The organism is Pedobacter sp. ok626, assembly GCF_900100435.1.
Taxonomy (GTDB): domain Bacteria; phylum Bacteroidota; class Bacteroidia; order Sphingobacteriales; family Sphingobacteriaceae; genus Pedobacter.
In genome coordinates this window covers 65,623-84,263 of record NZ_FNEX01000026.1, presented here as the reverse complement: position 1 = coordinate 84,263, position 18,641 = coordinate 65,623, and the positions used below count along the sequence as shown (strand labels likewise).

General features: G+C 37.9%; 19 protein-coding genes and 2 tRNA genes. 3 read left to right on the top strand and 18 right to left on the bottom strand.

The window, feature by feature from the left end; translation table 11 throughout:
* Positions 1–108 precede the first annotated feature (108 nt).
* The 12 genes from BLS35_RS26360 to BLS35_RS26305 all read right to left on the bottom strand — a co-directional run bounded on the left by BLS35_RS26360 (position 109) and on the right by BLS35_RS26305 (position 10,967).
* Entirely contained in the window at positions 109–840 is a 732-nt protein-coding gene (locus tag BLS35_RS26360; protein WP_090787335.1) for an acyl-CoA desaturase, read from the bottom strand.
* A 66-nt stretch (positions 841–906) separates the two neighbouring features.
* Positions 907–1,404 (bottom strand): cupin domain-containing protein, encoded by a 498-nt coding sequence (locus tag BLS35_RS26355; protein WP_090787331.1) that lies wholly within the window; start codon positions 1,402–1,404, stop codon positions 907–909.
* Positions 1,405–1,461: 57 nt separating this feature from the next.
* Positions 1,462–2,055: a hypothetical protein gene (locus BLS35_RS26350; protein WP_090787328.1), complete on the bottom strand. Its 594-nt coding sequence runs from the start codon at positions 2,053–2,055 to the stop codon at positions 1,462–1,464.
* 78 nt (positions 2,056–2,133) lie between these two features.
* Positions 2,134–2,817, bottom strand: coding sequence for a GNAT family N-acetyltransferase (locus tag BLS35_RS26345; RefSeq protein WP_090787325.1), 684 nt, complete (start codon positions 2,815–2,817; stop codon positions 2,134–2,136).
* A complete protein-coding gene (locus BLS35_RS26340; protein WP_090787322.1) occupies positions 2,801–3,283 on the bottom strand; it encodes a MarR family winged helix-turn-helix transcriptional regulator in 483 nt (160 codons plus the stop codon). Before BLS35_RS26340 ends, BLS35_RS26345 begins: the two co-directional genes overlap by 17 nt.
* A 150-nt stretch (positions 3,284–3,433) precedes the next feature.
* Positions 3,434–4,135, bottom strand: a complete 702-nt coding sequence (locus tag BLS35_RS26335; RefSeq protein ID WP_165973433.1) for a DUF4377 domain-containing protein — start codon at positions 4,133–4,135, stop codon at positions 3,434–3,436.
* A gap of 84 nt (positions 4,136–4,219) precedes the next feature.
* A complete protein-coding gene (locus BLS35_RS26330; protein WP_090787351.1) occupies positions 4,220–5,110 on the bottom strand; it encodes a glycerophosphodiester phosphodiesterase family protein in 891 nt (296 codons plus the stop codon).
* Between the two features lie 23 nt (positions 5,111–5,133).
* Positions 5,134–5,733 (bottom strand): histidine phosphatase family protein, encoded by a 600-nt coding sequence (locus BLS35_RS26325; RefSeq protein ID WP_090787317.1) that lies wholly within the window; start codon positions 5,731–5,733, stop codon positions 5,134–5,136.
* Positions 5,726–7,183 carry an FGGY-family carbohydrate kinase gene (locus BLS35_RS26320; protein WP_090787314.1) on the bottom strand — a complete coding sequence of 486 codons (1,458 nt, stop codon included), beginning with the start codon at positions 7,181–7,183 and terminating at the stop codon, positions 5,726–5,728. The genes BLS35_RS26325 and BLS35_RS26320 overlap by 8 nt, the downstream gene beginning before the upstream one ends.
* A gap of 1 nt (position 7,184) precedes the next feature.
* Positions 7,185–8,633, bottom strand: a complete 1,449-nt coding sequence (locus tag BLS35_RS26315) for an FGGY-family carbohydrate kinase (RefSeq protein WP_090787311.1) — start codon at positions 8,631–8,633, stop codon at positions 7,185–7,187.
* 19 nt (positions 8,634–8,652) lie between these two features.
* A complete protein-coding gene (locus tag BLS35_RS26310) occupies positions 8,653–9,612 on the bottom strand; it encodes an NAD(P)-dependent oxidoreductase (RefSeq protein WP_090787308.1) in 960 nt (319 codons plus the stop codon).
* A 56-nt stretch (positions 9,613–9,668) separates the two neighbouring features.
* Complete coding sequence (locus BLS35_RS26305; RefSeq protein ID WP_090787304.1) at positions 9,669–10,967, bottom strand: MFS transporter; 1,299 nt, start codon at positions 10,965–10,967, stop codon at positions 9,669–9,671.
* A 289-nt stretch (positions 10,968–11,256) separates the two neighbouring features.
* On the opposite strand from BLS35_RS26305, the gene BLS35_RS26300 reads away from it, so the two are divergent.
* Positions 11,257–12,021, top strand: a complete 765-nt coding sequence (locus tag BLS35_RS26300; protein ID WP_090787302.1) for a DeoR/GlpR family DNA-binding transcription regulator — start codon at positions 11,257–11,259, stop codon at positions 12,019–12,021.
* Positions 12,022–12,045: 24 nt separating this feature from the next.
* On the opposite strand, the gene BLS35_RS26295 is transcribed toward BLS35_RS26300, so the two are convergent.
* The 4 genes from BLS35_RS26295 to BLS35_RS26280 all read right to left on the bottom strand — a co-directional run bounded on the left by BLS35_RS26295 (position 12,046) and on the right by BLS35_RS26280 (position 14,813).
* A complete protein-coding gene (locus BLS35_RS26295) occupies positions 12,046–12,408 on the bottom strand; it encodes a response regulator transcription factor (RefSeq protein ID WP_090787298.1) in 363 nt (120 codons plus the stop codon).
* A 107-nt stretch (positions 12,409–12,515) separates the two neighbouring features.
* Complete coding sequence (locus BLS35_RS26290) at positions 12,516–13,829, bottom strand: alpha/beta fold hydrolase (protein WP_090787294.1); 1,314 nt, start codon at positions 13,827–13,829, stop codon at positions 12,516–12,518.
* Between the two features lie 30 nt (positions 13,830–13,859).
* Complete coding sequence (locus tag BLS35_RS26285; RefSeq protein ID WP_090787291.1) at positions 13,860–14,312, bottom strand: DsrE family protein; 453 nt, start codon at positions 14,310–14,312, stop codon at positions 13,860–13,862.
* 39 nt (positions 14,313–14,351) lie between these two features.
* The gene (locus BLS35_RS26280) at positions 14,352–14,813 is read right to left on the bottom strand and encodes a DUF4268 domain-containing protein (RefSeq protein ID WP_090787288.1); all 462 of its coding nucleotides are present in this window, start codon (positions 14,811–14,813) and stop codon (positions 14,352–14,354) included.
* 354 nt (positions 14,814–15,167) lie between these two features.
* Here BLS35_RS26280 and BLS35_RS26275 point away from each other — a divergent pair.
* Together BLS35_RS26275 and BLS35_RS26270 are read left to right on the top strand one after the other, a co-directional pair.
* Positions 15,168–15,244: transfer RNA gene (locus tag BLS35_RS26275), tRNA-Ala, on the top strand.
* 54 nt (positions 15,245–15,298) lie between these two features.
* A tRNA-Tyr gene (locus BLS35_RS26270) sits at positions 15,299–15,381 on the top strand.
* 39 nt (positions 15,382–15,420) lie between these two features.
* Here the strand turns inward: BLS35_RS26270 and BLS35_RS26265 are convergent.
* Positions 15,421–15,759, bottom strand: coding sequence for a hypothetical protein (locus BLS35_RS26265; protein WP_132226078.1), 339 nt, complete (start codon positions 15,757–15,759; stop codon positions 15,421–15,423).
* Positions 15,760–16,244: 485 nt separating this feature from the next.
* On the bottom strand, positions 16,245–18,638 hold the full coding sequence (locus tag BLS35_RS26260; protein WP_254779149.1) for a TonB-dependent receptor: 2,394 nt from the start codon (positions 18,636–18,638) through the stop codon (positions 16,245–16,247).
* Between the last annotated feature and the right edge of the window lie 3 nt (positions 18,639–18,641).

The window sequence follows — 18,641 nt, the reverse complement described above, 5'->3', positions numbered from 1 at the left end:
CTTAAAAACTACTTTTCCTGACATGACTTTAAATTACAAAAATTTCACATCAAAAAAAAGAAGCTGCCTCACTTTTGAGACAGCTTCTTTTTTTAATAAATCCAGTCTTTAATTTATTTTTCTTATTTTGATAATCCGCATCCAATGCATCACTTTCATTAATGGATAAGTTGGATCAAATTCAAACCATCGAGAAGCAAAATTTGGACTATTCGGTTTCTTATGGTGGTTATTCTGAAATAGCTCACCTAACATTAAAAAGTCTAACGGCAAGGAGTTTTTGCTATGGTCATTGTTATCATGATTTGCATAACCATATTTATGGCCACACCAGTTTACAATTGCACCATGCAGGGGCCCCATTAAAAAGTGTATTGGCAATAACAAAAACATCCACCATGCGGTAGCAAAAGTTACATAGAACCACACGTAAAAACCAATAAAAATGAAACGTGTAATCCAGGAATCTCCAATTTTATCAATAATTGGCCATGACGGGTAATTATCTCTAAACTGCTCTTCAGGCTCAACATTATACTTGGCGTAATTCAAATAAATATTCTTGGTTTGGATCATCATACCCCACACATCTTTTACGAAATGCGGAGAGTGTGGATCTTTCTCTGTATCACTAAATGCATGGTGCATCCGGTGTAATATCGCATAAGCGCGCGGATTTAAAAAAGACGAGCCTTGTGAGAAAAAGGTAATCAGATAAAAAAACTTCTCCCAAAAAGGGTTCATTTTAAACATCTTATGCGAAGCGTATCTATGTAAAAAGAAAGTCTGAGAAAAAAGGGAAAGGAACCAGTGTAAAAGGAAAAAAGATAAAATAATCATATATGGTATTAACGGGTATTGTATGTATTTAGATGTAAGCGCTTACAGAAATGACGTTGAGATGCCTTAACGTCCAAAATCATCCTGAACCCGAACAATATCACTCTCGTCTGAAGGATTTGCAGGATCAGTATGTTGCCAAATTTCAGAAACAATCCCCCAATCATCCAAACCAATTAAACGGTGACGTTCACCTTGTTTTAATTTGATCGTTTGTCCTGGCGTTAACTGTTTTACTTCACCTTGTTCATCAGTCTCGCTTGTAATGACGCCAACAGTGCCGTTTACTACTCTCCAGATTTCTGCACGACGATGATGATATTGCCATGAAAGTCTAGTATCCGGCGCAACAATTAATATTTTAGGACTTAGTTTACCTGATATTTTTAAATCATCAACATTTAGTTTATCAAAATATACATTAGCAAACTGCTGTGCTTGTTCTTCATCAATTACAAAAAAACCACCCCAAGGACGAGTCTCATCACGATTAACAATATTAAAGCCTTCGATTTTTAAACGTTGTGCTACACTGTCGAATATTTCTTTTTTCTGATCTGACATATATCTTTGTTATTTATAATCACCAAAGATAATAATATCAATTAAATTGAGGCCTTATTACGATAATCGGTCTATCTCCAACAAATCGAGGTTTAAACTCACAATAAGGTCATACAACAAGTTGACGTTCTTGTCATCATCACTTAGTTTATGATCCAGTATATCAGAATACTGCTCCAAAAATTCGTCCTTATCATAAAATTCATCTGGCAATTCTATTTCTTTAAGTTTTAACTGAGCAGCACAATGGTGCAACAACCGGGCTATTGTAAAATAAACCGCATTCAAATTGAGTAATAAATCCTTATAGTTTTTAAACTCCCAATCCATGATATAGATATAATAATTATCAGAAGCCAACTGATTATACTCCTCATTTTCCATCACCTCAAACTCATCGAGATTATTGATCATGAAAAAAGTTTTAGAGCATTCCACTACCTTATCTATAGATTGGAGTAATAATTGCACCACCTTATCATCTACAGCTTCCAACAATTCAAAATCTTCCGCCGCAATTGAATCTGGTTCAATCAGACCTTTTAAATCCGACAAATCCTTCTCATAGGCAATTAAGAAGCCGTATTTACAAAACTCACTGACAATGAAACTTAACACGTGAGGCACAAGACCCTTTATTTCATCTTCCAAGTTCTTCCTTCAATTAATATTATAGAATTTGAAGTTAATTACATCGGATGACTTTACAAAATGGAATAGCAGCGTATGTTATTTAACGCCATTTATTTTAAGCAGGCAAAACAGAATACTTCTTCTCTTTACAAAGCCCAAACGTTCGTAAAGCTGAACTGCTCTTGAATTACTACTTAGTACATGTAAAAAAGGAATATTGCCTTGTGCAATCATGTTTTTACATACCACAGAAACCAATTGGGCTGCAAAGCCTTTACCTGTATGATCGGGGTGGGTACAAACTGCACTCACCTCGCTCAAACCCGTCATTTTAATTCTTTCTCCAGCCATAGCCACCAGCTTTCCCTTCACTCTGATCCCGAAATAGCTTCCAAGGTCTGCCGTATGATCCTTATAAAAACCTGGCTGAATACTGTTGATCAGTTCAAACATCTCCGGTTCATCCTCTTGTCCCAGCTTTAAAAGCTCGATGGTATCATCAGCTTTCACAGCGATCAAATCAGGACAGACCATCTGGTCGCATTCCAGTTTTTTCAGCACAGTCCATGAAGACGGAATTTCAGGAAGATCTCCAATAATACAAACATCTTCATTGGGTCCGAGATCTTTTAAAGTTTCCAATGGCTTAATCGCATTGGGATCAAAAGCAACAAATGGTAAAAAGTCTGAAGGATATCTTTTAGCGGTATCTGTGCCCAATGCAAAGTGCCTATGCGTGCTTGCTAAGGCACTCCAAACAGGATTATCGAGCTGTTTCATTTTGAAATCTTTTATAATAAGATGTTTCTTCAAGTGTCTTTTCTATCGCTTCAAGTGTCTGCAACAATTGGTGCTGCTGAACAAAAAGCTGTTCATTTAAAGCGTTGATTTTCTCCCATACCCTTTTAAATTCTGGAAGACTTTTTTTCCCTTTGGCAGAAAGCTGCAACATCCTTTTCCGACTATCCCCCGGAGCACTTACAGACTCAATGTATCCCTTCTTTTCCAACTCTTTGGCTAAATGAATAATCGCCGGATGTGTAAGGCTCAGCTCCTCGGCAATATCCATTATCCCAATCTGCTTTCTTTTACTAATAATATAGAAAAGTGAGAAATATTTGATCTCAAATTGCAATTCATGATCTTGATAAATCCTTCCTGCATCTTTGGATAAGACATCATAAAGCCGTCTCATTCTAGAACCAATAGCCAAAGCACCCAATTCGTTAATAATATTCTGCGCCATATAGGTAAACACTTACGTAAATATTTACCAAAAATAAGAGATATAGATTTAGCTTCCAAAATAAAAATAAAAACGGCTGAATGGACAGGTTAAAAAACCTATCTATTCAGCCGTTTTTATAATCAGACCTACTTAAGATCTGCGATAAATTTATTTCAAAGGTGCCATTCCAAACATCAGCACCAGTTTATTACCTAGATAAAGATTAAGCGTTTGGTCGGCTACATCATATCTAAAGGTTTTATCTCCTATTAATGTTAAAAACTCATGTTCCAGCTTGTTCAATTCCGGACTACAAGCCATCATAGTTCCAGCCATTTGATTAAAGGTTAGCTGATCATCACTTTTCTTAAAACCTCCAAAGAAACTATTACAACCTGATTTACCACCAACACGTTTATTAGCTGCATCAAACGTCATATATACCGGAGAAGCTGTTTGCGTTACGCCATTCATCTGAATCAGCTTCCACTTGTGTTTCAACACAAAATCCCATGCCGTAGTTGTATTCTGTTTCATTTTCACTTTTTTCACCACTTTTTTCAACTTATACTCATAAGCCGAAGCATCTGCTGGAACATTTGTTCTTTTGGTACGATTTACCAGAAGTACGTAACGATAACCGGGCTGATATTTAAATCCAGAAATCTGGCTGTAAAACAACTCCCAATTCTTACTAGTCTTATATTTAACCTGCATACAGGTCATAGGAGCGACACCGGTACAACTGGCCAGATCTTCTTTAACGACTAACCTAATTACATCAGCCTTGCTGACCATGTTAATACCGATTATTAAAACAAGGGTAAAAACCAATTTTGCTGCTATACTTTTGATCATGTTTCTTTTCATTTTATTTGTGTTATAACAATAAGATGTTATCATTGTTCATTTTCCACAAAAGTAAAAAACATTATTTCTGCTTTTCCTGTACGATCATTGGTTTATAGCAGCAGCGACCTCTATTGGCAAATCAGATTCTAATATATCTGCACCCTGCTCAAAAGTTTCTCTGTATTTTTTTGCACGCTCGGCAGCATCTGGCAACTTATCATAAGTTGGCGCAGCCGAAATCATACACATTACCCCCTTAGCATGTAGCATATCAAATAATTCCTTATTCTCCGGTTTATTTTCCGGGCCGATATACGCAATCATATTCGACCATGGAATCCCTGCAGCCTCATATTCCTTAAATGCCTTTTTAGTTTTCACAAAAGCAGAAAGCATCCATTTAGAATTATAATCATGGTAAAACTTAGCCTGCTCTGCGTTATGTACCGTAAGCATGATGATGTCATTTTTACATTCCGTCAAAATCTTTGCTGTCATCTCTAAGGGCAGATCTTTTTTATCCAGGTTCACCATCGTTTTACCTTTACTCCAAAGAATCACCTCTTTCAACGTCGGAATTTTGGCATTCGTCACATGACCTTCAGGATCTTTCAATCTAAATTTTTGGAGTTCCTCATAAGTATAATCAGAAACTTTCCCAGTACCATTGGTAGTTCTCTCCAATGTCGCATCGTGCATCAACACCGCTACGCCATCCTTTGTCAAACGTGGATCTATTTCGTAAAAAGCAGGGGTAAAACGTAAGGTATTCTCAAAAGTCTCAATACTATTTTCTGGAAAACCTTTAATCATTCCCCCTCTATGCCCACTAATAACAGGAGTATTCTTGCCTTTGTACCTAAAAAACTCCTTCAATTGCTTGGTGTTTTTAATATTTAATGTATGAAGTTTTTGAGCGGAAGCCACATAGCTTCCACCTATAATGCATACAGTCAGCATCAATGCAAGACCCTTATTTTTTAAAATTTTCATGATCATTTGTGTTTTATAAGGTATTAAATTTTACTATTCAAAAACTTCAAATTAAGTTCTCCGTTTTCATCCAAACTAAACAGAGTAATAGCGGAGTTTTCCTGTACAATGCGGCGATAATTTTTTAAAGGCATACCTAGTTTAAAGGCTAGGTACAAGCGATTAATCCCGTTATGGCCAACTACCAATATATTTCCTGAAGGATGTTTCAGCATCATTTCCTGGTAAAAGTCATCAACACGTGCTACCACGTCCGAGGCACTTTCACCTGTCCCACCAGCTTTAGCGATTGCAGGGTCCTCCATCCAAGTGCTCCATAAACTAGCGTTTTCAGCGATAAATTCTTCTTTAGTCTTGCCTTCCCAATCTCCAAAATCCACTTCTATCAAACGGCTATCCGTCTTTACTGCTTTAATTCCTGAAGCAATTTCAGCAGTAAACAAAGCTCTTTTCAATGGAGATGCATAAACAGCATCGAAAGACATTCCTTTAAGCTGGCTATTCACCGAGTTGGCTTGTCCGACACCTTTTTCCGTAAGCGCGATATCTGTTCTACCGCAATAGCGGTTTCCATCAGCATTGTATTGCGTTTCTCCGTGTCGTAATAAATAAACATTAAGCATGTATTTCTCCTTCTTTTATATATCCTCTTTTAAGTAGCAAAGCTAAAAAACGATGATAATTTTTATGATAAATAGCAACCAGCGCTGGCTCCGGATAAACTTCCTTATCAATATTAGTTAAAGCAGTTACGGCTTCTGCAAGCGAACTAAAATAAGTGTTCGAAGCAGCCAATATAGCGGCACCTACAGCGCCCGAAACTTCTTTCATTTTATAAATTGGCAAGTTTAATACATTACTACGTATTTTAAGCCAAACGTCACTATTACTACCCCCGCCGGCCGTAAACACAGCATTTACTTTTTCATTAGTAAATCCTTGAATCAACTCAAATGCATAGCGTTCAAGATAAGCCACCCCTTCCATATTTGCCGTAAACCGTTCTGCCATTGATAAACCTTCTGGTTCAAAACCAACAGCATCAGGAGCAACCATAGGAAACCGCTCACCATGTTGACGCAATGGATACGAAATCAAATCCGTAGGTATCAATTTTTCAGCAGCTTTACTTAAGGCTTCGAGCTGATCACCAAACTCATTAGTCACCCAGTCGGCCCCGGTGTTACTTGCTCCTCCCGGCATCCAATAACCAGCAGGATGTCGATGACTGTAAATACGCCCCTCTTCATCCACAATCTGTTTTGTAGTCACCCCCTTAATTACCATAGTTGTACCAATAGTGGTATTCCATTCCCCCGGCTTTACGGCACCTGACGCAATTTGCGAAGCACAACCATCTGTTATCCCTACCGTTACTTTAATACTTACTGGTAAACCCAAATCAATGGCTATATCCTCACTTAAATTCCCAATCACTGTTCCCGAAGGAAAGACTGCTGGTAACCATTCCTTTTTTAAAGGAAGATGGGTATATAAATATGCTGGCCATTCGTAATCAATTACATCATACCCAGTTTTAAAAGCATTGGTATAATCAGTAACACCCCACTCGTTGCTCAGCATTCCAGTAATGTAATCCGCAGCATGCACCCATTTATCAATTCTTACTGCTTTTTCGGGATAAGTATCGCCAAACCAAACTATTTTAGCGAGCGCACTAGAGGTATTAAAAGCCGTAAACCCTTTATCGTGATACTTTACAGCCGTAGCCGTACATAATTCAGCCTGCTTTCCAGACCGCTTATCACTATACATGATGGCATTATGAAGTGGCTTATTTTGCGCATCTAAAGGAATCACAGTGCCTGAGGTGGAAGTTACCGCAACCGCATTTATCTCATTGAGATTAAAATCAGTCCCTAGTTGCCCAATTAGTTCTTTTAAAGAAATCCTGCAAGCATCCCACCAAAGGTCGGGCGACTGCTCTTCTCTTGACGCTTCGCTCAGAGGAAACACCTTTCCAGAGCTGGCCACCACCTCGCCATTCACATCCAGCAACACCACTCTAGCGCCTTGCGTTCCTATATCTATTCCTAAAAAATACGGCGCCATATTAACTAAATATCTCTATAAATGAAGTTCTCGCACGTTTCCATTGCTTATAAAGCTCCTTATGTTCTTCATTTTGCTGAGGGCCAGTCTCTTCCAAAACAAAAGGTTCGATTTCCGTTTTACCTAAAGCTTTATTACAGATATACACACCTCCAATAACAGAAGATTGACGATAACTATTACGTATAATCACCCGCTTTTGAATCAGGTTTGCAATAAACTGTCTCAATGTAGCACTTTGAACCCCACCGCCACAAGCCCAGATATAATCCTGCTCATGTGTGGTTACACCACAAAGACTTTTGTAATTTTCTGAGATACTACAAGCAATATCCCATAGAGTAGCCCAGACAAAACTGCCTCTGGTTAATAAATGTGAAACTGGAGCATCAAAGATAAAACCGCCACGTGTAAGCGGAGTTTTCTCGTCGGCCACTAATGAGCCCAAAGAAGCAATACATTGAAAATGGTTAACTTCTTTCAACTCTCTTTCAATCACATCATAACCTTCAACAGGATAAAAAATATCCTTAAGCCGCTGATAATTCAAACCTGTAACACCAGCATTGGCTTCAAGGATGAAACTATGCTCGTCAGTATGCCTGCTGGTCCAGGTCCGTTCCTGATCGTCAGTAATATACTCAGCTGTTATCTGTATAATTGGTGTAGTTGTCCCAGAAACAATAACTACATCATTTTCTGAAGGCTGTGTACTGATGATAGCCAACTGAGTATCAGCACCACCAACGATTACTTTGGCCTCGTGACTAATATTTAATGATGCAGCTTCGTTAGGCAAAACAGTACCTAATACAGTGCCCGACAAAGTTAGTTTGGGAAGTACAGATGAATCTATCTTAAACACATCACACAACTCCTGCGACCATTGGTGTTTGGCCACATCATACAATAAGGTTTCCGAAGCCTGCGAGTGCTCATAATGTATCACCCCACTCAACTTATACTCCACCCAATCGCTGATACTTAAAAAAGTAGAAAACTCATTCCATATCTCTGGTCTTCTTTTTTCAACGCCTACAATTTTAAGAGCCGAGAATAACGAAGTCGGATAACGACCTGTAAGTTGATAAACTGCACTTTTATCCGCAATCATGCTTTCCCATTCTCTTCCACGGTGGTCTATATTCGGTAAACCAATTAAAGATTCCCCCTGTTTTCCAATCAGTACTATACCTTCGCGTTGACTCGTAGCAGTTAATGCCAATATTTTAATCCCTGAAGCACTGCTCAAAGCTTTGGTAGCCAGTCTTAAAATTTGTTCCCATAATTCATTGGGATCAAAATATAAAGCCTCCGGATAATGTTTATCCTTATGGTTTTGTAGGTTTTCACGTTCAATACCCAGGATTTCGCCCGTTGTTGTGGCCACGGCCACGCGTACATTACCTGTTCCAATATCTATTACAATATACCCTTCCTGATTTGTCATATCTGATATTAATCTGTACCTAATTTACTTTTTCCTTAGCATACCAATTCATGATCTTGCCATTCATAATGGCAACATGATGATCTTCCACCTCATGTGTAGCTCCTGCAATATGCGGTGTAGCCAATACATTTGGTAAATTAATGATTCTATAATCTTTTTCATCAGGCGGCTCATGATCAAAAACATCTAACACCGCCCCTCTGATGCGGTTGTTTTCCAAAGCATCTAAGAGATCATCACGTTTTACCACGCTTGCGCGGGCTGTATTCACAAATATGGCATCAGGCCTCATTCTCGAGATTAAGCCTTTATCAATCATCCCTATGGTAGAAGAATTTACAGGCAAATGAATTGAGACAATATCGCAGCTCTCAAATACATCTTCTATAGTTGTTTTTGTGTACTGAGCATCGAATACTTCAAGATATGGGTCATAAAATTTAATGGCACATGGGAAACTCTCCACCATTTTCGCTATACGTTGTCCCACAGCCCCAAAACCTACCATCCCAATAGTTTTTCCAGCCATTTCATTTCCTTTAAACTGAAGGTAAGAAGTATGGGCATCTTCTGTCCAATTTTTACCTTTAAGCCATTTTGCACCTGCATAAGTATTCCTCATCAAATCAATTACAGTAGCTAAAAACAGCTCGGCAACTGCCTGTGCATTTCTGGCGGGAGTATGGAATACCGGAATCCCATAATTATCAGCAGTAACCAATGAAACGTTTGAAGGTGTACCTCTACACACCCCTATAAATTGAAGGTGTGAATTAGCCTCGATCACTTTTTCGGTAACATGATCGTGCTCGGTAATCAATGCATTTGCCTTTGTCTCTTTAAGCAAGGCAATTAATTCATCCTCATTAAATGCACGGCCAATATCTTTCCAGGGACGGTAAATCACTTCACCTAGCTTTTCTGCCAAAATCTGTTGTCCCTGCTCATTATAAGGGGCCGTAATCAGTATCCTCATATTCTTATATTATCGTTATAAATTGCTACTTGTGTTCTTACGAATTATGTTTAAAATCAGGTTGTTGGAATTACCCTCGCCCTTTCAACTTCTGTTTCCACAGAATGAGAAGTTTTAGCATTATCTGGCAGCGTAATAAACCTGGTTAAGATTGCACTTAAGACATACAATCCAGCTAAAATCCATACTACGCCTTCATTGCCCAGGCTCCCAATAAAAATCCCTACGATTGCCGGGCCAACAAACACGGCTAGTCCCGCGCCCAGGTTTAATACAGCCATAGCTGCCCCTTTATCTTTTTTAACCAATGATGGAACAAGGGCCGACAATGGCACGTAACCTGCTAGTAAGGCACCCCATAAAATACCGCTAAACATAACCAGCCAGAAGCTACCATCAAAAATCACTGGTGAATAATAGAATAGCAAAGTAGTTAATGCACAACCAACACCACCAAACCACATCACTGTATTTCTCCATCCAAAGCGGTCACCAACAAATCCAAAAATGAGGTTGAAAGCAATATTTGCGATAAAAATTGTTCCCCATATTTGCAACCACTCTGTAGTATTGAATCCATGAGCAGCCATATAAGTAGGTAAAAACACAGGAAATGCAAACTGAGCTGTAGTGTTGATCACACGTACAATTCCACCTAATAAAACTTTAGGCTCTTCTTTCATAATGCTAATTCCTTTGATTAGCTCTTCGGATTTAGAACTCTTATCCTTAGCCGAAGGGCTTTTAAACTTATCTCTAACTAAAATTAACACAAAGAAAGCACCAAGTAAAACCCAGAAGATAGAGCTCCATAGCGTATCTAAATATCCTAAATGTTCTATTGCCCAACTTGAATAATAAGCACCAAATACATTTAAACCTCCTGTAAAAACGAACCAGAACCAGCCTACTGCAGCACCTAGTTTTTTTCCGGGACTGCGATAAGTTATCCAAACCAGGAATGAATAAGCAAACAAAGGATAGCCAAAGCCTCTTATGGCATATGTACTTAACATTACACCATAGTTAAGATCTGGCAAACCATAACCTACAAAACCAACCGTCCCTAAAACATAGAGAATCAAGCCCATCAGCATTGTCTTTTTTGGTCCAAAACTTTCCGCTAAAACACCCGAAAACCAAGAAGAGATTGCAATGGTTACTCCGTAAACGATAAACATATTGGCAGACTCTTGCATAGTCATCCCGCGACCAATGAGGTAAGGACTGAGCCAACCTTGCTCTACACCATCCCCCATCATAAAAATCATGATCCCTAAATAACCCCAGGCGAGTTGCTTTGGGATACCGACCCTGTTTAACAGGGAATTGTCTAAGTTTAGTTCTTGTTTCATTAAATATTTGGTTTTAGTTGATTTAATATCTCGCCTGCATTCCTCCTCCCAGCTACTCTTTTTTGCTTAATTTTCTTTATCAAATAAAGGAAATTAAACATAATAAAACAAAATAAAAGAATAATAAATATTTAGAAAGCAATATTAAAGCTTTAATATGCCGTTAACATGAGCTTAGCATTAAAGAATTGTAAATGATTTCAATTCGCATATTTAAAAAATATATAGCTTGTATTATAAATAATTCGTAATATTAACAATCTTTAAATAGCGTTAAAGCCACAATTAAATGAAAAACATCACCGAACGTCACGAATTTATAATTCAACAGCTGAAGAAAAACGGAAAAGTAAATATTATTGAACTTATTGCATTAATGAAAGTTTCCGGCGTAACAATAAGAAAGGATTTGAAACTTCTCGAAGACAAAAACCTTCTTTTTCGTACCAGAGGCGGTGGTTCATTACACAATCCTTATGCAACTGAGCGTACCATCAATGAGAAAGAATTTATCAATTCGGACGAGAAACAAAAGATAGCACAGGCAGCGTTAACGCTAATTGGTCAGAACGACTCAATAAGCATTGGATCGGGTACTACGGTATTTGAACTGGCGCGTTGTTTATATCCAAATAAAAATTTAACGGTAATTACGCCCGCATTAAAAGTTGCCCTTGAGCTAAGTAACCGCCCGAATGTTGAAGTACTCCAACTTGGCGGTCTGATCAGACCCAATTCTTCCTCTGTGGCAGGTTCATATGCAGAAAAAATTCTATCAGAGATCTCTTGTGGTGTTCTTTTTCTAGGGGTAGATGGTATCGACCTGGACTTTGGATTTTCCATTACCAACATTGCAGAAGCGACGTTAAATCAAAAAATGATCGATACAGCTCAAACATTGGTAATTATGGCCGACAGCACAAAGTTTGATCGCAGAGGTTTGGGTAAAATTTGTGGATTCGACCAGGTACAATATCTAATCACAGACAATAAGGTCTCGGCTCAAACCCTAAAGATGATAGAAGATAAGGGCGTTAAGGTAATCATCGCTTAACAGCCCTTTAAAATTGTAACTAGTTTACTTTACTAACAATTTGTTAATTCGGTTAACAATATAATCTATATCAAAAGGCTTGCTGATGTAATCGTCGGCCCCTGCATCTATACTTTTATCTTTATTTTTGTCATCTGCAGACATTACTATAATTGGAATCTGCCTTGTAAACATATCGTTTTTTAGGTCTGCGCAGATATCTGTCCCATTACCATCAGGAATCATTACATCTAAAATAAACAAATCAGGAACAGAATCTTTCAGTTTACTTTTTAGTTCACTAAACGATGATGAAAGCTGAAGTTCATACCCTTCATCCTTCAGTAAAACTCCAATAATATATCTGATATCTTCATCATCTTCAAGTACGTGCACCCTTTTAATCATAACTAACTTTGCTTTACGTTTAAATTCAATTTAATACATGCAACAATTTTGCCATAAATAAAATAAAGCTAAACTATTAAACAATCGAATGATTTAATACTATATTATTACTTAGTTTTAATCCAGTTGACGATATCGGTAATCAGCTCTTCAGCAACACTTGAAGGAACACTATATTGCCCCATGGATCCCTTTTCTGTCTGCCAACTCATCAAGTGATTAAGACTAGGGTATAGTTTTAACGTTACACTTTTCTTTTTACCTAGGGCTGCATTCCACAAATCATAATCAGTTGTCGACACCTGGAAATCATGACCTCCCTGAGCTATAAAAATGCGTTGCTTCAATTTCTTTGCAACCTCAACCTGATTGTAATTATTGATATCAACCAAATAAGCAGCGGGTAGCACCAAAACATTAGAGTCAGGCTTCATAGTGCCTAATTGAGTAATTCTGGTTTTATCAAGCAGCTTAATCACACTATCGAGCTGTAATTTACCTGCCTGAGTAGTATCCTTAGAAAGCGCAAATCCATACTTATTCTGTTCAACCATCATGTCAGTCAATGATCTTGCAGGTGCCGCCAGTAACAAAATTCCATTTAAATCAGGCGCTAATGTTGCCAACCGTGGAGCCAGCATACCACCTAAACTATGCCCTAATAAATATATTTGCTTTTTATCTACTTCCGGAAGGGTTTTCGCCAAGGCAACCGCAGCCAAGGCGTCATCTAAAACTTCTTCCTTAACCGTAAAGGCACCGCTAAAATCATTTGGGTAAACCATTGTTCTTTTCACATAGCGAATGCTAGCGATACCCTTGGCTGCTAAACCTGCTGCCAAATCTTTAAATGGCTTATTTGGACCAATAGTTTCGTCCATATCACTTGGCCCCGAACCATGTACCAAAACTACTACTGGATAATTAGTAGCATTCTTAGGAACGGTTAGTAATCCAACAAGATTATGATCTGCCGCCTTAACATAGATCTCTTTCTCTTTATATAAAGTTGTATCGGCATAAGCAGGAGCCACGTAAGCTGCAACGTTTGACTTCGGCTGAAGGAAAAAGCCAACTATCTTCTCGCTTTTATTGTAGGCAATCATAAAATCCTGAGTGTCGTTGGCAAACTTACCTTCCACGATAACAGTATAAAATTCACCCTCAGTCTTACTGTTCACTACCGATACCGCATCGAGTTTACCGAATCGTTCACCTATTTTACCCCATAGCGACTTTAAATTATCCTGACTTACTTTAGCCTGAAAGGTCGGATCAAAATTAGTATAAGCTTCAGTAAATTTATCTTCAGAAAACAGCGTAAACAAATTTTGCGATTTGCCGATAAGGTTTAAAATACCTTGTGAAAATGATGCACTTGAAATTAAAAGAGCAAAAAACAACAGAAATACTTTCTTCATATAAGAGGTTTAAAGTTTTTAGATATAAAATTAAGGATGAATAACCGCCCAACCTTGTTGTTGTCTGATGATGATCTCTCCATTACCGCTAGGCACAAAGTTTATAAAATCGTACAGGGTATTTTTATCAATATTTCGTTCCTTAAGGGTATTTTCACACTGTGCAAGCAGCACTCCTTTTGCCTTTAGGTCTTTTAGTTTTTCCTGATAGGGGCTATTTTTATCGAAAACTGCTACCCCATCTCCAAAAACAACAAATTCTAATTCTAATTTCCCTTTAAGTCTTGGATCTTCCAAAGCATTTTTAATATTGCGAAGGGTGCCATTAATCTTTTTTTCATCACCATTATTTAGCACATATAATGCTTTATAATGTTTCAATGTAGCTTTTGCTCCGGTAAAAACAGGTTTTACTTGAGATTGAGCGGAGAAAGAAACCCCCAACAACAAAAGGAATGAAAAAATTACGGTGTATTGTCTCATAATACTAAAATTTATTACGGCACAATATACCCGATTTTTTTATTTAAACACATCGAAACTATGTTGTGCATCACTCCAAAATTCGTCCAACGCTATCATCCTTGGTTTAAAAAAGGAGATCAATGCTGGCCAATCTTCTTTTTTAAAGATGCTGACATCTGGCAAGACTTTATAAATTCGAGAAATCTTTTTACCATACTCATCAACAGCACCGAGCTCCCAGTCCCACTCTTCTTCCAATTGGGCTTCTAGTAACTTTTTAAATTCTTTAAATTGTTCGAATACCAACTCCTGCATTCCTGCATCCGCGTGCGTGATTTCTATAGCTATTGTAGCCTGACGTTTATCAGCTTGCATTTTAAAGAACAGATGCTTTATTCCCGTTTTGTAATTAATCCAGTTGATTCTTAGCCCTTCGGCAGATAGTTGGGGTGCAATATACTGTCCAAATGCGGTCCAGAATTCTTGTTTTAATTGTGATACTTGATCTTTTGAGTACAATTTGAATCGTATTGAAAATAGTTAAACCTACTCATTAACCTATATAGTGAGCATAGAGGCCCAAAAATACGACTAGTTTAGAACTTTTTTTTATCACGTTTACACAAACGGCAACTATTCCACTTTCTTATTTCTAAATACCTTCCGCAACACAGCTAAAAAAAACAAATCCTAAGAGATATCCTTTCTGAATTAAAATCTCGCAAGGAATAAATCAAAACGGTAATCATCTGACAACGTGGCCATATGATTTTATTACAGATTCCAAAGGCACTTATTTCAATATTTAATTTGTAGGGTTTCTAAATTTAATTACTTTTGCCCCACGCCGGCAGTAATTATCGGCAGTTTTAAGGGGGATTAGCTCATTTGGCTAGAGCGCTTCGCTGGCAGTGAAGAGGTGATCGGTTCGAATCCGATATTCTCCACCAATAAAGCTTCAGAGCAATCTGAAGCTTTATTATTTAAAACCAGATAAAAAAAATGGGGGGATACCAGAGTGGCCAAATGGGACAGACTGTAACTCTGTTGTCGCAAGACTTCGAAGGTTCGAATCCTTCTCCCCCCACTTCTAAAGCTCCTCCACATAAAAGCTAAGTACCAGCAACTACACTTTTACTTTTTCAGTCTTATTGAACCGCTTATCCCCTAATAAGAACACACAATCAAAGTTATAGGAAGTTATACCCTCGTTTTTCAAAAAGGTTACAAGCCTTGGTTTAAACGCAATAAATAAAGATGTGCAGTAAAGTTCAAAATTGTTAAGAATGAATTTCCGCTGGTATTCTTCTGTAAAATCATTGAAATCAAAGCTGAGTTTATTGCTTTCATTAATTACTATCAATTTATTAGGATAGCGAATCGCCTTACTCATATATTGATTAGCGGTAACAAACGCAGTTGCAAACCGGTTAAATGACTTTACTTGCTCTTCATCTAGAATCATAATACTAACAAATTTAGCGAAACAATTTATAATAGCTGAAATTGATATAAAATCAGTTCTGCAAAAGATCCGTTGAAAATATTTACCAGGCATTAATACAACTACGTTTAAGGCAAATAAGACAATCCTTCACAGGATTAAGGGTTCTTCACACCTGGTTCACACTTCCTTCACACCAAACCCACAAGCAGGTACCTTTTTGTGAAGGAACTGTGTCTGATGTGTGGACTATGTGAGGATTAGTTTTAAACAAAAAAGATTAAAGATGATAAAGTTTGAGGCAGAAAAAGGCCTTAAAAAAGAACACCCAGAAGCACTAATAGCACTCCTGGGTGTAGTATGGCCTCAATATGTAATGTATCGAAATTAATCAGTAAGTGTCCAATGATTTGAAGCTTAAACACCTACTTAACCAAACTGTCGCAAATGTACGCTTTTTACACGAAAAAACAGCGCCCTCTCTAAAAGTATATTTATAAATACGCCTAAAACTCTATCCTGTAATTAATTGTCGGAATAATTCCACTCCATTTTTGTGGTTCTATAATCCTTTTACTCGAATTATAGAACATACCTACTGTATTTTCTCGGTTCAAAAGATTTTGAATATCAATAATAATCAAATGACTTACTCTTTTACTATTGATGCGATAGCTTGCAGAAAAGTCAACTCTCACATAAGGGTCCGCAGTTAAAGTGTTGATCTTGTCCTGATCTATAACTTCTTCATCCAACCTAAATGACTCTTCAACCAAAATTGGAGAATACTTTCTGCCACCAGCATAAATCAATTTTGCATTCAGGCCGAAAATGTTGTTCTTTTTTTTGCCTGCTATCCATTCCTTTCCTGCCAAAAGGTTACCTACATATCGAGTATTAAAGGTCGTATTAAATTCTCTACCACTCAAAGCTTTAAATTTAGAGTCGAATAATGAAGTTGTTGCAATGAAATAATAACCCTTACTCAAGGATTTTTCAAGTGAAAACTCTATGCCATAGTTTTTACCTGTCCCCTTATTAACCAGCTGGCGGTAAGCTGAAGAACTAATTGCAGAATTATCTGAAACATTGAGTAGTGAAAAGTTTACCGTTGGATCTAAAGATACCGGGACATCATAAAGATGCTGATAGTACACTTCTGTTTTAAATTTCAGATTTCCACCAAATAGCTTTTCGTAGCCCAATACAGCCTGCGCAGACTTTGTTGGGGTAAGTGGTTTAACAGATTGGACCGTTCCTGAAGAAACCCCACTTTTAGCAAAATAATAGGAAAGCGGCTCAAGTCTGCTGTACAAGCCTGTCCCGAAGGATAACAGCTGATCCGGAGAAAGTTGGTACTTTAAACCTAATCTAGGTTCAAAGCTCCAGGTTTTGCTTAGGTTAAAGTAATTAACATGTACTCCCGTGTTTAAAGTTAACTTACTATTTAACTCCGCTTTATGTTGCACAAAACCATCGTAACTGCTGGTATTACCTTGTTGATTGATCAGTTCTTTTAATGTATTAAGTTGCCTATCATGATTTAATGCATACAAGTCATACTTTAGAAGACTTGCATTTACCCCTGCCCTTATCGTATTTGAAGCATTGAGCTTATAATTTAAACTTCCAGCATAGCGAATCGCCGTATTGGTATATCGATCTTTATAATCGAGACTTGGTTGATAACTTTTACTGAGCGTATCGGTAGTATTAGAACTGCGACTGGCAGAAACAGAAACAATGTTATTAAAATAGAGTTTGCTATTGGCAATGTAAAGGTGCTTTAACCCTGCACTTCCGGCATTAAAACCCAAACTTAGGTTTGAACCATCAGATCGCTCTTCCCATTTTGTATAATCATGATCTGCCACTTTATCAATCTTACCCAAACCTCCAATCCCAAACAAAGAGAAAGTACCTGCTTTTTTTGTTGGGAATACGAAGTTGAAAGACAAATCCTGATATTTTGGCGTACCTGAGTCCGAAACTTCAACCCCTACCTTTTCCAGCAAACTTAAGGAAGAATAGCGATAGCTAACCAGGTATGAGGCACTACCTCCTTTTTTAAATGGTCCCTCGAGTGTAGCTCCGGCACCTAACACGCCAATATTAAAGGCGTATTCTCTCTTGTCTGTATTCCCCTTTCTGAACTTTAAGTCAAAAACACCGGAAATCGCATTACCGTATTCTGCGGCTAAACCACCTGTATAAAAATCAGAGGTACTTAAAACAGTGGTATTAATCATGCTTACTCCGCCTCCAGATGCCCCCTCGCTACCAAAATGATTGGGGTTTACAATTTCTATCCCTTCTAATCGCCATTGCAAACTTTTTGGAGAATTCCCCCTTACAATAATTTCATTGTCATCGCCACCTGCAACAACGCCGGGAAAGCTTTGAGCCATCCTTGCAGGATCAAAAAAAGCTCCAGCATATCGGTTCGTTTCCTCTGGAGAAAAAGAACGCCCACTAACCATTGCCATTTGGTTTAACGGTTTCTTACCGGAATTTGCATTTACTACAACTTCGTTCAGGTTATTGGTTTGTGGCTCCATCTCAAGATTCAATACATTTTCTTTACCACTGGTAATCAATAGTTCGGCAAGAACTACTTGTTGGTAGCCGGTTATACTTGCCTGTAACACCTGGCGACCTAAAGGCACATCAATTAAACGGAACACACCATTCTGATCTGTACTAGATACTTTAACGGATGGATTTGAGGTTAACCTAATGGTAACACCAGCTAATGGCAACCTACTGCTCTTATCTAACACAGTACCTTTGATGGTCTCAGTTAGTATTCTACGATTTAAACTTGTTGAATCTTTATGCTGAGCCATAACATGCAAACTTTGCATCAGAAAAGCAACAAAGATAATGGGGAAAAATTTCATATT

Bases quoted from the DNA above. Each gene is read 5' to 3' on its own strand.
- BLS35_RS26355 (WP_090787331.1), bottom strand. From the start codon at position 1,404: ATGTCAGATCAGAAAAAAGAAATATTCGACAGTGTAGCACAACGTTTA.
- BLS35_RS26335 (WP_165973433.1), bottom strand. From the start codon at position 4,135: ATGAAAAGAAACATGATCAAAAGTATAGCAGCAAAATTGGTTTTTACC.
- BLS35_RS26260 (WP_254779149.1), bottom strand. From the start codon at position 18,638: ATGAAATTTTTCCCCATTATCTTTGTTGCTTTTCTGATGCAAAGTTTG.
- BLS35_RS26345 (WP_090787325.1), bottom strand. From the start codon at position 2,817: ATGAAACAGCTCGATAATCCTGTTTGGAGTGCCTTAGCAAGCACGCAT.
- BLS35_RS26265 (WP_132226078.1), bottom strand. From the start codon at position 15,759: ATGATTCTAGATGAAGAGCAAGTAAAGTCATTTAACCGGTTTGCAACT.
- BLS35_RS26290 (WP_090787294.1), bottom strand. From the start codon at position 13,829: ATGAAGAAAGTATTTCTGTTGTTTTTTGCTCTTTTAATTTCAAGTGCA.
- BLS35_RS26300 (WP_090787302.1), top strand. From the start codon at position 11,257: ATGAAAAACATCACCGAACGTCACGAATTTATAATTCAACAGCTGAAG.
- BLS35_RS26325 (WP_090787317.1), bottom strand. From the start codon at position 5,733: ATGCTTAATGTTTATTTATTACGACACGGAGAAACGCAATACAATGCT.
- BLS35_RS26295 (WP_090787298.1), bottom strand. From the start codon at position 12,408: ATGATTAAAAGGGTGCACGTACTTGAAGATGATGAAGATATCAGATAT.
- BLS35_RS26305 (WP_090787304.1), bottom strand. From the start codon at position 10,967: ATGAAACAAGAACTAAACTTAGACAATTCCCTGTTAAACAGGGTCGGT.
- BLS35_RS26320 (WP_090787314.1), bottom strand. From the start codon at position 7,183: ATGGCGCCGTATTTTTTAGGAATAGATATAGGAACGCAAGGCGCTAGA.
- BLS35_RS26360 (WP_090787335.1), bottom strand. From the start codon at position 840: ATGATTATTTTATCTTTTTTCCTTTTACACTGGTTCCTTTCCCTTTTT.
- BLS35_RS26330 (WP_090787351.1), bottom strand. From the start codon at position 5,110: ATGAAAATTTTAAAAAATAAGGGTCTTGCATTGATGCTGACTGTATGC.
- BLS35_RS26285 (WP_090787291.1), bottom strand. From the start codon at position 14,312: ATGAGACAATACACCGTAATTTTTTCATTCCTTTTGTTGTTGGGGGTT.
- BLS35_RS26340 (WP_090787322.1), bottom strand. From the start codon at position 3,283: ATGGCGCAGAATATTATTAACGAATTGGGTGCTTTGGCTATTGGTTCT.
- BLS35_RS26315 (WP_090787311.1), bottom strand. From the start codon at position 8,633: ATGACAAATCAGGAAGGGTATATTGTAATAGATATTGGAACAGGTAAT.
- BLS35_RS26310 (WP_090787308.1), bottom strand. From the start codon at position 9,612: ATGAGGATACTGATTACGGCCCCTTATAATGAGCAGGGACAACAGATT.